General features: G+C 55.4%; 13 protein-coding genes. 6 read left to right on the top strand and 7 right to left on the bottom strand.

Annotated elements, in window-relative coordinates:
- Positions 1-116 precede the first annotated feature (116 nt).
- From Hbl1158_RS16745 to Hbl1158_RS16715, 7 genes are all read right to left on the bottom strand, one after another.
- Complete coding sequence (locus Hbl1158_RS16745) at positions 117-2,747, bottom strand: heavy metal translocating P-type ATPase (RefSeq protein ID WP_234299827.1); 2,631 nt, start codon at positions 2,745-2,747, stop codon at positions 117-119.
- A gap of 367 nt (positions 2,748-3,114) precedes the next feature.
- Positions 3,115-3,624 carry a hypothetical protein gene (locus Hbl1158_RS16740; protein WP_234299826.1) on the bottom strand — a complete coding sequence of 170 codons (510 nt, stop codon included), beginning with the start codon at positions 3,622-3,624 and terminating at the stop codon, positions 3,115-3,117.
- Between the two features lie 250 nt (positions 3,625-3,874).
- Positions 3,875-5,212, bottom strand: a complete 1,338-nt coding sequence (locus Hbl1158_RS16735; RefSeq protein WP_234299825.1) for an arylsulfotransferase family protein — start codon at positions 5,210-5,212, stop codon at positions 3,875-3,877.
- A 60-nt stretch (positions 5,213-5,272) separates the two neighbouring features.
- Positions 5,273-6,622, bottom strand: coding sequence for an aryl-sulfate sulfotransferase (locus Hbl1158_RS16730; RefSeq protein WP_321169958.1), 1,350 nt, complete (start codon positions 6,620-6,622; stop codon positions 5,273-5,275).
- A 256-nt stretch (positions 6,623-6,878) separates the two neighbouring features.
- Complete coding sequence (locus Hbl1158_RS16725; protein WP_234299824.1) at positions 6,879-7,157, bottom strand: hypothetical protein; 279 nt, start codon at positions 7,155-7,157, stop codon at positions 6,879-6,881.
- Positions 7,154-7,531 carry a helix-turn-helix domain-containing protein gene (locus tag Hbl1158_RS16720; protein ID WP_234299823.1) on the bottom strand — a complete coding sequence of 126 codons (378 nt, stop codon included), beginning with the start codon at positions 7,529-7,531 and terminating at the stop codon, positions 7,154-7,156. The genes Hbl1158_RS16725 and Hbl1158_RS16720 overlap by 4 nt, the downstream gene beginning before the upstream one ends.
- 448 nt (positions 7,532-7,979) lie before the next feature.
- On the bottom strand, positions 7,980-8,942 hold the full coding sequence (locus Hbl1158_RS16715; protein WP_234299899.1) for a TFIIB-type zinc ribbon-containing protein: 963 nt from the start codon (positions 8,940-8,942) through the stop codon (positions 7,980-7,982).
- Positions 8,943-9,078: 136 nt separating this feature from the next.
- Here Hbl1158_RS16715 and Hbl1158_RS16710 point away from each other — a divergent pair, with 136 nt between their 5' ends.
- The 6 genes from Hbl1158_RS16710 to Hbl1158_RS16685 all read left to right on the top strand — a co-directional run bounded on the left by Hbl1158_RS16710 (position 9,079) and on the right by Hbl1158_RS16685 (position 14,635).
- On the top strand, positions 9,079-9,636 hold the full coding sequence (locus tag Hbl1158_RS16710) for a COX15/CtaA family protein (protein WP_234299822.1): 558 nt from the start codon (positions 9,079-9,081) through the stop codon (positions 9,634-9,636).
- Positions 9,637-9,851: 215 nt separating this feature from the next.
- Positions 9,852-10,730: a thioredoxin domain-containing protein gene (locus tag Hbl1158_RS16705; protein WP_234299821.1), complete on the top strand. Its 879-nt coding sequence runs from the start codon at positions 9,852-9,854 to the stop codon at positions 10,728-10,730.
- Positions 10,711-11,154, top strand: coding sequence for a disulfide bond formation protein B (locus Hbl1158_RS16700; RefSeq protein ID WP_234299820.1), 444 nt, complete (start codon positions 10,711-10,713; stop codon positions 11,152-11,154). The genes Hbl1158_RS16705 and Hbl1158_RS16700 overlap by 20 nt, the downstream gene beginning before the upstream one ends.
- Positions 11,155-11,429: 275 nt before the next feature.
- Entirely contained in the window at positions 11,430-11,978 is a 549-nt protein-coding gene (locus tag Hbl1158_RS16695) for a type II CAAX endopeptidase family protein (protein ID WP_234299819.1), read from the top strand.
- Between the two features lie 168 nt (positions 11,979-12,146).
- On the top strand, positions 12,147-13,301 hold the full coding sequence (locus Hbl1158_RS16690; protein WP_234299818.1) for a multicopper oxidase domain-containing protein: 1,155 nt from the start codon (positions 12,147-12,149) through the stop codon (positions 13,299-13,301).
- A 680-nt stretch (positions 13,302-13,981) separates the two neighbouring features.
- Complete coding sequence (locus tag Hbl1158_RS16685) at positions 13,982-14,635, top strand: hypothetical protein (protein ID WP_234299817.1); 654 nt, start codon at positions 13,982-13,984, stop codon at positions 14,633-14,635.
- The last annotated feature ends 168 nt before the right edge of the window (positions 14,636-14,803 follow it).

The raw sequence follows: 14,803 nt of genomic DNA, 5'->3' as shown, positions 1-14,803 counted from the left end.
TGGAACCTGTTCGACCGTAGTGACGGCAGTATCGCCCAACGAGCACAGGTCGCTAACCGCGAACCGAGATATACCAACGAACTCGGGGATCCTCGCCCACCAAGGTGGAGGGGACATCAATCGGTCAGTAACGAATCGGGTTTAATTCTGGAGAGGCGCATTGCATTGCCGGTGACGCCAACTGTCATGCCTGCATCGCCGATGAGGACGGCCGCCCAGATCGGGACCAGCCCGAACGGCACGCCCAGTGCAAGCAGACCCTTCGCACCGAGACTCGTCCAGATGTTCTGCCGGATGACGCTGTTCGCATCGTGTGAGAGTTCGTAGAGATACGGCAGTTTCGAGAGGTCGTCGCTCATGAGCGCGATATCGGCGGTTTCGAGGGCAGTATCCGTCCCAGCGGCACCCATCGCAATACCCACGGTCGCCGTCGCAAGCGCGGGTGCGTCGTTGACGCCGTCACCAATCATTGCGACACCGTCGTACTGTTCGTCGAGTTCTTTGATCGCCTCGACCTTCTCGTCGGGCAGGAGTTCTGCGCGGAACTCGTCGATACCGACCTCCTCGGCAATCGCCCGGGCAGTGCGCTCGTTGTCACCCGTGAGCATAACGATGTGTTCAATGCCGAGATCATGGAGCCGTTGGATCGCTGCTTTCGCTCCGGGACGAATATCGTCTGCCACGGCGATCACGCCTTCAATCTCGTCCTCGGTCCCGACTAAGACCACAGTCTTCCCCTGCGACTGGAGCTCGGGCACCGTCTCTGCAAGAAGGTCAACACAGTTATTGCGCTCACACATCTGCTGACTCTTCGTCGTGACGACACCGCCGTCAGTCGTCGCGTGGACGTGTTCGAGATCGAACCCGAGTTCCTCAAAGAATCCAGGCTTCCCTGCGTAGTGTTTCTCCCCGTCCAGGTCGGCCTCGACACCCTTCCCGGTGATACTATCGAAGTCATCGACTGTCGGTGCTCCGATATCACTGTCCTCTGCGAATTCGACGATTGCATCACCGATGGGGTGTTCCGACCGCGATTCCAGCCCACGGGCACATCGGAGGACATCGTCCTCATTGTTGTCGTTCAACGGGACGACATCGGTAACGGTGAGTTCCCCTTTGGTGATTGTGCCGGTCTTGTCCATTGCAATGGCCTCCACCGCGCCCATCGCTTCGAGATGGTTGCCGCCTTTGATCAGGACGCCGTTCTTCGCGGCGCTGGTGATCCCCGACACCACGGACACTGGCGTCGAAATGACGAAAGCACAGGGACATGCGAGCACTAGCAGCGTGAGTCCGTAGACAATGAATGTCGGCCACGACGCCTCGAACAGGAGCGGCGGGACAACCGCCACTAAGACCGCGAATCCGACGACGACGGGGGTGTAGTACGAGGAGAATCGATCGACGAACTGCTCGCGTTCGGTCTTGTTGGACTGAGCGTCCTCGACCATCTGGACAATGCGCGAGAGCGTGTTATCGCCTGCTTCGGAGGTAACTTCGATCTCGAGATAGCCCTGTTCGTTGATCGTTCCGGCGTACACCTCATCACCCGAGGTCTTGTCCACGGGCACGCTCTCGCCTGTAATCGGGGCCTGGTTGACGGCACTCTCCCCGTCGAGAACCTCGCCGTCCATCGGGATTTTCTCGCCCGGACGCACGACGACGATATCACCGACAGCCACATCATCGACAGGGATTGTCACCTCATCGCCGTCTCGTTTGACCGTCGCCTCGTCGGGTGACAGGTCCATCAACTCCTGGAGTGAGTTCCGGGCCCGGTCCATCGAGTATCGCTCGAGCAGCTCCGCGATGCTGAACAGGAACGTAAGCGTGGCGGCCTCAAAGTAAAGCGCTTCCCCGAAGACCAGGCTGGCGATGATGGCGCCGCTGATGGCGATACTCATCAACAGGTCGATGTCGAGGTTGCGGTTCAGCGCGGAGTAGTAGCCGTTTCGGAAGATAATCTGGCCAGCAACCCCGACAGCAATGAGGAAGAGGATGTCGGCGATTAGTAACTCACGGCCGACGAGTTCGGCCACGAGGACGTTCTGGCCGGTGAGGAAGAACTCGAAGAGGAGGCCGAGTGCGACGAACCCACCGCTGATCCACGTTTTGATCGCCCGCGAACTGGTCCAAACGCTCCCGCGGTCATCGGTGGGATCGCTCTCAGTGTCGGTGTTGTTCGCTGTCGAGTCGGTCACCTCGTAGCCTGCGCTTTCGATCGCAGCAGTGATCTTCGATGGTGAAACCGAATCACCATTGTAGGTCGTAATCACCTTCCCGGTCGTCGGCTGTGTCTCGTAACTCGAGAGTCCCGAGATGTCATCCAGGGCATTCTCAATTTTCCCCGCGCAGGATGGACAGTCCATTTCAGGGACAGTGAACGTCGCGGTCGTCTCGCCCTGGTTTTCGACCGTGTACCCAGCTTTTTCTACGCGTTCGGCAATCTCGTCCGGAGAGGTGTGGCCTCCATCGTAGGATACCGAGAGCGTCCCAGTCGTTACCTGAGGTTCAATAGTGGTGATACCATCGAGTTTCCGGACACTATTTTCGACCTTCCCCGCACAGGACGGGCAGTCCATCTCAGGTACCGAAAACTGGGCGACATCGTCCCTATTCGACGAAGTCGCGGTTACGCTATCACCTTCCCGTCCACTGGTGTGATGGTCATGTTCGTGGTCGTGGTCATGGTTGTGTCCATGGGATTCATCGCTTGAGTCGGGTGGATCCCGGTCGGACGATGTCATTAGCAGAGGCTAGGTGCTGGAGTATTATTAAATTAGCTGCTATAAAACGGCCATTAGCTAGGCAACATTAATAATTGAATTGCTCTGAGTTATTAATGCTCAGTTATTGGATCTTTGGGTTCAACAGTTGCCAGACCAACTGAGAAACTCACGTTACTTGCAAATAGAGGAAGGAGAATAGTATAGCATTATAAATACCGTGTATCACCGTCGGGATGATGAGATTCTCCGCGTATTCGTAGGTGACACCGAGGATAAGCGCGAGTATGAATACAACGGCCATGTAGGTGAATTGACCATCACCGGTGAGCGCTGACGCGTGACTCACTGCGAAGATCGCACTCGCGATGACGATCGCACTCCACGGTCAAAACGTTTGTCGAAGCGTTCCTTGAATGAGACCTCTGAATAGAACTTCCTCACCAGGACCGATGAGCAGTAAGGAGAATGGTACCAACAGCAAGAGTACGTCGGGATTTTTGGCCCCAATTTGGGCTACTTGATTTTCCGCGACTGGGATTCCGAGTGCCGAGATGGCGAAATTCATTGCCACATAGAGGACAAAAAAGACGGTGAGTCCGCTGACGATCCACCCTCCGTCTCGCAGAGTCGACCGGCGGAGTGCAAGAAAGTCAAACCCGAGTCCACTCAGCTTGAGATACCCGAGCGCCAACAGACCAAAGGCGACACCCTGCAACATCACCGTCGAGATAACGAGCTGTACCGCTGGTGCATTCATCACATCGACACCTGCGAAAATCAGCCCTTGAATCGTGAGAAAAACGAGAAGTGCTCCAAGAAAAAATCCACTCACGGCTAATGTAACGGCCGTTAGCAAACTTCGACCTCGCTGCCGTAGTCGCATCTCCATTGCCATAGTTTTTGGACTGAAGTTGGTTGTATCTTCCTGTCTATCGATCCGAGTCCCGATAGTTGCTGGTGTACGCAGGTAGTACACAGGATACGCGTGCGGACTGATACTGACGTTTCGACCCGACCGTGACTGTCTTAGATTGGCCACTCCCTAGTACGGCTCTCCTGTTTCGAGATCATCTCAAAAGCAGTCGTACTGCCCTTCTTCTCGCCTTCAATTTCGTGTTTTGTATTACTTCAAATTCTATTGGTAGTCACCTCGATAATTCATCTACGATACCTACAAGAACAGAAAGCACTGATAGGATTGTTAGCCCGAGTTGTGGCTCGCGGAACCAGAACGGTGTCGACGGAAAAACCGCTCGGAGGCCGACCAGCATCAGCGAAAGTACTGGTACGTCATCAGAGGGAGTGTTGTTTGACCCCGAATCTGTAGCATACTGAGGTGCTCCCACGGACTCACCAACTGGGAGTCGATCTGCTTCGTACGGAATTCGCTCCGTTTGGACACTCCAGACAACTTCCCCCGATTCGTTCACTTCGACAATACGTCGATTCAGCGTATCCGTTATCAACGTATTCCCATTCGGGAGTCGATCGGCGTCGCGGGGCCAGTTGAACGCGACACCACCAGCACGTTCGAGTGTCCACGCTGGTGTCCAACTGCCGTTCGCAGTCTGGTGGAGTTCAACCACGCGATCATTCTCGCTATCGGCAACAAGGACAGCGTCCTCCCCGAGCCACTGGGGGTTGTGCTGATGGTCGAGAACTGTGGGATCACCGCATCGTATCTGTCCATCTCCGTCATAATCTGTGAGCTGTCCGGACTTGCGGCAGTTCGCGTCGTTCGAATCGGTCGTGTCCTTATTAATGACCTCAACAACCCCTTCACCACGCTCAACAACCACGAGTTGGTTGGCGTTGCGGACTGAGACGAGATACCGACCCTCATCGATGACATCGACATCATTGATGTGGAGCCAGTCAGTCGTCGTCGGGTCTGGTGGGGCATCGTAAAACGAACTTGCGTTCCACTGCCACGTGACTTCACCATCCTTGACTGTGAAAATTCGCTCGTACTCCATGTCGGTGAGCAGGTATTCTCCCGATTCGAGCTGTTCGACGTCGTGGACTTCACTGTTTTTGCTCGTCCTCACGGGAAAACTATACTCAGAAAGCACGCGAGGGCCAGGCTGTGGGTCGATAACCCGGAATCCAGTACGCGTGCATGGCGATTCGTATGGACCACACGAAACGTACCCACTATCCATAAACCCGGCTAGGACGGTTCCATTCTCGGTTTTCGTCACGTCGAAGTAGCTGTCTGCGCTCGACTCACTCCACGTGACGGTCGTACCGTTGAGAAGATAGACGCTGCCGTACTCGTGCCACCCTGGGCCACCCCCCTGTGATCCGACAAGTGTGAGGGACTGGTGATCGGATGCGTCTGTTTGTCCGATCGATGGCGCGAGCACGGCGCTTACGGTAAGCGTCCCTACTAAGAGTAGGATTCCGGCGAGGATCAAGAGAGAACCACGAGAGGTAGATGGGAGCTGATTCCCGGCTTCAGGGACGATCGAGTTCTTAGGCATCGGTGGATGACTCTTGATTCGGCTGAATGGTCGTTTTGATTGATCGTGTCATAGCAGAGTTCATATTCGCGATCTAACTCGAGTGCCGACAGTTCTCAGTCGATGAATAATCTGAGTTCGATGGTATATGGCGTCGACGGTGAGCCACCCGAGGACCACTCCTCCGGCAAGAACTGTCCGGGCGAAATCCCATGATCCCATCCAGACGGGACGAATCCACGGTGTGATATGTGCCCACCGATCGGCAAGCCACGCCACCTCGGAATCAATCGGCGTACCGGCGAACGTGTTGGTTACCCATTCTGCAAACGTAGAGCGGTCGCCCGTGCCGGGTGTCAGCGCAACGCTCCCGGTGAGTGTGGCTGTCCCAGTCGAGTTTTGATCTCGGATGGTCGGGCCACCGGGCTCATCTCCAAGCTGCATGCGCTCGGCCTCGTACGTTCCCCACGGAGCGTAGAACTCCCAGATGACCTCGCCATTCGGGGTCACCTCCATGACACGGTGATTGAGCGTGTCCGTGACCAGCGTATTGCCGTTCGGGAGCCGGTCGGCGTCCCGAGGCCAGTTGAAATTCCCTCTGAGCAGCCATGTTCGGGTCCAGTTTCCATTGTTCTTCGCGTATTCTACGATGCGATCGTTCTCGCTGTCGGCGACCAGCAGTGTCTCCGTTCCGTTCTTACTTTCGAGATACTGTGGATTGTGCTGTTCGTACATCGTATCCCAGTTCTCATCCGAACCGAGCCGCATCGTGACGTTCTTCGTGGATCGATTGACCGCGATCACCTGGTCATAATTTCTGGGTGAAGCGAGATATCGACCCTGGCCGATCTTATCAACGTCGTTGACGTGCGTCCAGTCGTCGGTGTACTTCCCGCCACCGGTTCTGTTGTAGCCGTTCTTACGGAATTTCCACTCCCAGACGACATCGTCTTTCGAGAGGTCGTAGAGGAGTAGTCTGTCGTTGTTTTTGCCCGTCGATTCGTTGTAGTTTCGCATGTTGGCGACGAGCAACTGATCGCCGTTGACGAGGTCAATATCATGAGTGTCCTCCCAGTCGAACGTCCGCGACCACTCGGCTCGCTGCGTTTGAGGATCCCAGATGGTGACCACTGTTTCTCCAGGCTTCGTTCCAGTGATGAGGATCGACCCATTCTCCAGCGGATCGACGTCATAAAACCATACTATGCCGTTCTCGCTTCCATTGTACACCCACTCAACGTTCCCCTTTGGACCGACTCCAACGAGACGAGCTGGTTTCTTACCGCTTTCCTGCCCTGCGATCTTGAAACCCTGTACCGAGATAACCGTCGTTCCATTTGCCGGCCTTTCGATCGTCCCGGGTTGGAGTGTAGTCGGCTCGTAGGTGAACGCGGAGACTGCCGTCGGAGCCAGAAGACCGATGACGACCACTAGTATCACTCCACGAATCGCCCACAAACGATATGACCGTTCAGATGGCATTTTCATGGTATCTGGATAGGGTCGATGAGCGGGATGTTAGGTACGGTTTCAATCACGCTTCGATAGTCGATTATTGCGGTGACACTATTAATCCCGTTAGGATTGTTTTGCCTCTGGTAGAAATTCAGACTAATTGATGCATCATCTGTACCTTTTCGCCTGATATCAGAGGTCTCCGGTTCGTACTTCCGTATGAACGTGGTGATCATTTCTGAATCCGAAGGGAGTACATGATGACAGCGAGACCGATAGCGACGAATACGCTGTTGACCAACACCCCTAGAGCCAGTGAGACCGAAAAAAACTGATTGGCCACACCGGTCAGCAGTGCTCCGACGGAGATGATACCGAACCCGACACCCAGAATCCGTAACGAATCCTCACCTGTCCGACGATAAGCTTTGAGCGCGATGTATGTGATTCCGGTGCCAAGCACCAAAATAATGGACTTGACCACAGCGATGGCAGTTATGAATTCGTTCATACCTCGTCACCCATCATCGACCAGATGTCTGCAAGCCGTTCATCAGCCGACTGTGGTGGCCGGTCGACGCTTACCGAGAACTCACCTGTCTCATCCATAGAGATCGTTACGTCGTCGAACGACCGTTCGTAGTGGGTGACACGTCCACCACCCGGATTGATCGAATCCCGCTCTCGCACGAGAGAAGCGGAGCTGAGCAGCTCTAGTTTCCGATACACGGTCGACTTGGGAATGTCACAGGCTTCGATGAGTTCGTTGGCAGTCATGGGTTCAACGGTTTCACGGAGAATAGCCCGGCACTCGGGATCATCCAGCGCATCGAGAACATCCTGTAAGGCTGGCGTGTCCTCGGACAATACTGGATTATCTCCCATTATTCGATTGTACGTATTCGTCGGGATATGGTGTCCGATTGACCTTCGAGAGTTCTCGCGATGGAACGAATCAGGAACAGATCGCAATCCAAACTCGACACGGAGGAGCTGTCGAAAGAGCCGCGGAACGAGAATTGACATGGTGACACTGGTAGTGGAATGTTATGGCCGGTGCTGAGTTTCGAGTCGTCGTTCTCCCTCTGCGGTGATTTCGTAGAGGCCCCTCCCGAGTGGACGGATGCATTCGGCATTATGGAGATGAGTACATGCCTGGTCAACAGTAATGGGATGTCCATCTACGGCAGTAGCAATCTCCATTACGTGGCATGGCGACCGATCTGCCAGTGTTTCCAATACGTCGATTTCGGTCTGAATCGGGAACCCTCCCGTAGTAGATCCGGGCTGCAGGTCATTCGGTACCGATTTGTCATCCGAACTATCTGCCTGGTCAGTCATTCTCCTTGTACACCTCGAGAAGCTCTTGGTACCGATTTCGGATCGTTACTTGACTGACACTAGCAACCTCACTCACCGTCTCTTGTGTGAGTTGCTCGTTCGTGAGATGACTCGCAGCATACAGAGCGGCAGCTGCCAACCCCGCTGGACTTTTGCCACTGTGGACGGCGTTATTTGTTGCCACCTCGAGCAGTTCCCGAGAGCGTCGTTCTGCTTCGTCACTCACGTCAAGCGATGACGCAAACTGTGGGAGATACCGAGTGGGATTTTCAGGTTCGATCTTCAACCCAAGTTCACGGGAAAGATATCGATATGCCCGCTGGAATCGGAGCTTTTCGACGCGACTTACATCTCCAAATTCAGTCAATGTTCGAGGCATTCCATGCTGTCGAGTAGCCGCATACAACGAAGCTGTCGACATACCCTCGATTGAGCGGCCGGGGAGCAAGTCCTCCTCTATTGCACGCCTATAGAGGACACCAGCGGTTTCCTGGACCGGTTCGGGGAGCCCGAGTGCAGACGCCATGCGGCTGATCTCACCGAGCGCTTGCTTGAGATTCCGATCGCGAGAATCTTTTGTGCGGAACCGCTCGTCCCACGTCCGAAGACGCTGTAACTGAGCACGTTTACGACCGGAAACCGCCTGTCCGTAAGCGTCCTTGTCCTGCCAGCCGATGGTCGTACTCAACCCCTTATCGTGCATCAACTTCGTCGTCGGTGCACCAACGCGACTCTTTTCATCGCGTTCGTCCGACGTGAACGCGCGCCATTCGGGGCCGTGATCGACCCGGCTTTCCTCGAAAACTAATCCACAGCTTTCACACGTTACTTCGCCCTGGTCGCCATCCTGGGTGATTTGGCCTTGACACTCGGGACACGTATTATCATCAACAGACACCAAGTCCCGCTCATGGCCATCTGACGACCGTTCGTAGGTTTGTTTTTTATTTATCATGGGATTCATACGTCCAAGTGGTCTCCCGGCAACTTGTGGGTCTTCTTATCAATGCTGTGGATTGGGTTCTCAATGAATAGATGCCGGAATCCCATTCGATGGGAATCCGAACTATACCTTTGCGACCTTGGCTTTGATGAGACACACCGTACCCGAGGATCTCCTACCCAACCCAGACATGGCTCAAAATCCAACAACATCAAACGACCTGAGAAAGATTATTTTAGGGGTTCCAGTAGAGTACGAACACATTGCCGGCCTGACGCTGGGTCTAACGTACATCGTGATGCTACTCGGTGCCTACACGAGTGCGATCGGTGCCGGGCTCTCCTGCCCCGACTGGCCGACCTGTTATGGAACCTGGGTACCCTTCCTCCAACCCAGTATCATCGCCAATTCGCCGTACTCTGCATTACAGATATTCGCTGAATGGGCTCATCGGGGGCTCGCGATGACAGCTGGGTTCCTAATTTTGGGCACAGCGATCGGAGCTTGGGTGACACACCGCAATGATGCTATTGTCAAATGGTCGGCCACGGTCGCTCTCGTCCTCCTTCCGCTCCAAGTCATTCTTGGAGGTCTCACGGTCACGAAAAATCTACATCCGATTATCGTGACGACCCACCTCGGTGTGGCGATCCTCATTCTGCTCTGTCTCCTGACGACCGTTCTCGTCGCGTATCTTCGTGACTGACCGATCACTCCCCCGTTGAATGACCCCACCAATGACAACCACTCAACCCGGCTACCGAAAACGAGATACTACATCTCTGATACAGCCTACTCTAAGTAGCGACTAAAATGACATCACACACGTGCCCAATCTGTGCCGACCAGTTCGAAACAGCTGGAGCCACCCGCGATCACACATGGAACGCCCACAGCGCGTGCCACTACTGTGGTACGCAATTGGAAAAAGAACCCCACAAGCAATTGTATCGTCATTGGCTCGCTGCACATCCCGACGACCTCTCACGCGTTGACTCCAAGCGAGCGGACGCGGCCGTCGACTCTCTCACATTCACAGAGCGTCTCTCTGAGGGTGGGGTCGGTACTGCCGTCGGGGGACTCACTCGTCGACAGCTCCTCCTCGCCGGCGGTGGGAGCGCCGCTGCCGCGCTCGTCGTTGGCGGATCCGTTCTCTCTGACGATCCGAGCGCCAAATCCGGTGGGGGCACAAATGCAAACAGTGAAACGGGTGTCATCACGTCCGCACCAATTCCCGAATCGCCGAGCGAATTCCGGTACGCAACAATGGGGTCTGCTGACGCCGAGGTTACAGTCACCTACTTCGGGAGCTGGAAGTGCCCATACTGCGCCCAGTTCAGTACGGGAATGCTCTCGCAGTTGGTGGCGGACTACGTCGAGCCGGGTGATATCGCACTCGAATTTCGCGATCTCGCCTATTTTGGTGGCGAACCGTTTCTTGGCCCAGATGCGCCGGCAGCTGGGCAAGCCGGGTTAGCCGTCTGGAACGCCGAACCGGCCTCCTACTGGGCATTTCACGAATACGTGTTCCAGAATCAGCCGCCCGAACGTGAGCAATGGGCAACTGCAGATAAGATGGTACAATTTGCTCGGTCGGCAGGAGTCTCAGAGACAGACCCGGTCCGGACGGCGATTCAGGAAAACCAGTATACTGACGCACTTCGGGCGACGGACAGCGCTGCGGAAAATAACGGGATCTCTTCCACGCCGGCGCTCCTCATCGATGGAACGACAATCAACCCACTCGGAAACGGAGATCGAACGAGACAGCTCATCGAGGATGCAATCGGATCGAACTGAGCCGGCCACTGCCAACGGTCGGTTCTGGCTCGCGAGCGGGGCGATCGTCGCGGCAGTCGCAACCGTCGGGAGCCTCTGGTTCAGCCTCGGACTCGGCCTCGTTCCGTGTACCCTCTGCTGGTACCAACGGATCCTCATGTACCCACACGTTGTCGTTGTCGGCGTTGCTGCCATCGAGAACCACAACACCATCTGGCGGACTGTCGTGCCACTGTCCGTGCCCGGCGGGATGATCGCTGCATATCACTCTTATCTCCAGATAACCATGACATCATGCACCTTTGCTGGTCCCTGTGCAGTCGTCCAGTGGCAGGCACCGGTACTCGGACTCACGATTCCGAATCTCTCACTCATCGCGTTCGTGCTCGTGACGATTACAGTCCTCGCTGGATCCAACCTCGTCGAACCTGAACGTCAGCCATGAACAAAATCATTACCGCGGGATGTCTTGGAATGAATAGTACCGGAATCGACCTATCGAAGCCAGCTTGTAGGGTGGAGCCCTACAATCACGTCTGATTTATGTCGTCGACATCTCGCTTCCGATCTGTCGCCTCTGCTATTGGTCTCACGTATGGATCATACGTCGCGGGGGCTATCGTATTCCTTGCCGTCGCTACGGGCGTTGGGCTGTTTGGAGTCGACCTTGCGTCGCGTCCAGCCCTCAGGCTGGTTTTGAGTACGTTCTTCCTCCAAGGAGTGACGTTTGGGGGCATCGCCATCCTCTATCTCAAAGGCCGTGATCTCGGATTCGGATTCGTTCCAGTTCGTCTGCCTGACAAGCGTGATGGGGCGGTGATTGTCGGGGGGAGTATAGCGATCCTGGGGTTGCTCTTTGTGGCGTCCTCAGTAATCACGGCCCTCGGTCTGAACTCGGCTCAGAATCAGATCGTCGAGGTCGGGCGACAAAATCCGAGTGTCTTCCTTCTTCTGATCCCCCTCCAATTCCTGTTGGTCGGCCCGGGAGAAGAGCTGTTGTTCCGGGGCCTCGTCCAGGGCACCCTCCGTGAAAGTCTCCATCCGGCCCGTGCAATCGTCCTCGCAAGCGCTCTGTTCGCATCGATCCATCTCTTCTCGTTGTCAGGGGAAGGCAAACTGGTGTACATCGGTATCGCATTCGTCCTGGCCTTAGTACTGGGAGCAGCGTACGAGTACACGGACAACCTCACAGTGCCGGCTGTGATTCACGGGACGTATAACGCGGTGCAGTTCGCAGGAGTCTATCTGTCGTCCACGGGCGGACTCTAAAAATCTGATCGCTTTCTAGCCCCAATCTCGGACTCCTAACGGCGAACAAGTATAGGTGAAAAGCCGCCATCTTCATTCACCTTTTGCCGAACATATCCACGCGCTGTCCCGTGAATTGGGACACCGCAGTCGCCCTATGTTTAGGCCAACCAAAATACCGAGTGTATCATGACTACACGTTTCGGCGCACCCGGAACCGGACTGTCCCGGCGTGAGTTTCTCGCGGCAACTGGCGCGACCGGTATCGCTTCGTTAGCAGGCTGTTCTGCGGGCGGAGCCAACGAGCCAGCAGCAACGAGCGGTACCCCCACGCAGGCACAAACTGACTCGCCTGATCTCCCCTACACCAGCCCTCCAACAGTCGTCAACGTCGACGAGCAGGGCGGCGAAGTGACGATGCGGACTCAGCAGGCCCGACACGCGGTCCACCCGCTCGATACAATGGGTGGGCCCGTCGAATTCCCCCGCGTCTGGGCGTTCCAGGCCGACGACAACGACCCCAGCGTCCCTGGCCCAATTCTCAGAACGACCGAGGGTAACGCGATGGAGGTGAGACTCGACAACACCGATGGTCGACGTCCCCATACGATTCACTTCCACGGAGTTCGCAAGACGTGGGAGAACGATGGCGTTCCGACGACGACCGGCATTCAGGTCCCGCCAGGGGAGACACACACCTACGAGATCCCCGCTAACGTCCCTGGGACGCATTTCTACCATTGTCACTTCCAGACCCACCGGCATATCGACATGGGCATGTACGGGGTCTACCGAGTCGATCCCGAAGGCTACGAACCGGCGGACCGCGAATACTTCATGACGATCAAGGACTGGGACTCGCGAGTTCCACGGAAGTGGGCCGGTGAGGCGGACTTCACCTACAATTCGGCAAGTCGAAACCCGGACGTGTTTACCGTCAATGGGAAGAGCGCTCCCCGGACGCTGCACCCCGAAGAAGGGTCGCCGATCATCGTCGACGAAGGCGACTCAGTTCGTATCCACCTCGTCAACGGTGGGTACATGTCGCACCCGATGCACATCCATAACCACCGCTTCCAGCGCGTCGAAAAGGACGGCGGGACGATTCCGGAGGCTGCCCGACACGACATGGACGTCACGAACGTTGCCCCTGCTGAACGACACACAATCGAATTTACTGCCGATGCGGACCCCGGCATCTACCTGATGCACTGTCATAAGGTCAATCACGTGATGAACGGCACGTTCTATCCCGGCGGGATGCTCACCGGCGTGGTCTATCGGTCCGTCATGGATACGGACATCTTCAACCAGCTCATGGAGTACGCCGGCTACTCCACGTAGAGATGCTCTACACGACGACCAGGACTGGATCTAACTGAACGATAGGACTTATCGGCTCTGGTGGACTCCTGTTGGTTCGACACTGCCCGGCTGAAACAGCCGTCGCGCGGACTGAGCGTGTCGTAGGACGGTTTCTGGAAGGTTTTTAGTCAAATTAAGAATAAATCGTTAGAGAATGTGCGTACTGACCGTCAAATAACTTGATAACCACCGGAAATATGCACCTTGATGTAAAAGTAGACATCTCAATGTAGTACTCACTTCTGCGATTAGATATCCTATCGAACAGTCCCGAGGGATTTTATCTGCCATGTTACCGGCTGATTCAGTTCAGGAGACGGTATCCCAGACTGATTTCGTATAGTGAGGCATCAATATGAAAGGAGTTCGTAGGCGTGGAATAGAATTTTACAGATGGCTAAAATTTCTTTATAGCCTCCAGAAAACACTTACCGAGATGCTTGTATCACGCATACATGAGACGCCGACAACTACTCGCTCTGTGTGGTGCGACAGTTGGCGGATTAGCTGGCTGTACAGGTGGTTCTGAAAGGCTAACTTCAAACGGCAGTGTGAGGTCTGACACCCCTACTGCGACATCCACGCAGACTCCGACGGGAACGCCCGATGGCTTAGATCTTTCCGTAGAACTAGATGCGCTTCAACCCGCGATTGTCCAGTTGGCAACCGCAGACTCACTCGGTGTCAACGACCGTGGGCAGTTTTTCTTTCTGGAGTTGTCGGTGACCGCCGGCGAGCCACCCGCCCGGTCCGACCTTGTCTTCCGGTTCGATGGCAAAGAATTCGGCCCGTCACAAGCCCAAGGTGCTCGAGACTTGTACCGGTTATACGGAAACAAAAAACGTCGATACGATGCCGAGACCGGGAATGGCTGGGTTCTCTTTGAATTACCTGAAAGCGGGGAGACGACCGACACTAGTCTTCTCTGGCCGGGGGGAGCTTGGCAGCCAGACTCCACGCTGCAGGCCAGACTTGCTGCTCCGGAGCCATCGCTGACTGTCGAGTGGTCGGTCCCCGAGACGGTCTCCATTGGCACCGAGCCTGAAATCACGTTCACCGTCACAAACGACAGCGACCTGCAAACACGGTTCGTCGCCGGCCTCAACCGAACTGGTGGTGGAATCGCCTACGCTCCAGTTGCGGCTATTTCACACCCCATTTCCGCTGGAGAAACCGTTGAGTGGTCTTTGACTGACCCATTCGAAGTGAGAGATCCCGGAAACGACGAAACTGATGATGAACCAGATATGAGCTATCGTATGCTGTGGTCGGGAGAAGACCGCGAACAGCAGGTTCGAATCACCGAGAGGTAATCCATTCTTAACTTTAGACTCTATCGCCCACATACTGAACTTCGGTGTAGTTAGTTTGGTCGCTCTTATTGAACATGTTCAACGGGCCGAAACAGGGTCTACGAACGCATCTATGACCTACTGAGGACTGCGAATCGGTCATCGAAATCAACCGAAATCGACACCGCT

It is taken from the genome of Halobaculum sp. CBA1158, assembly GCF_021431925.1.
Classification (GTDB): domain Archaea; phylum Halobacteriota; class Halobacteria; order Halobacteriales; family Haloferacaceae; genus Halobaculum.
The sequence above is the reverse complement of the archived record's forward strand: the minus strand, read 5'-3'. Positions and strand labels throughout refer to the sequence as shown.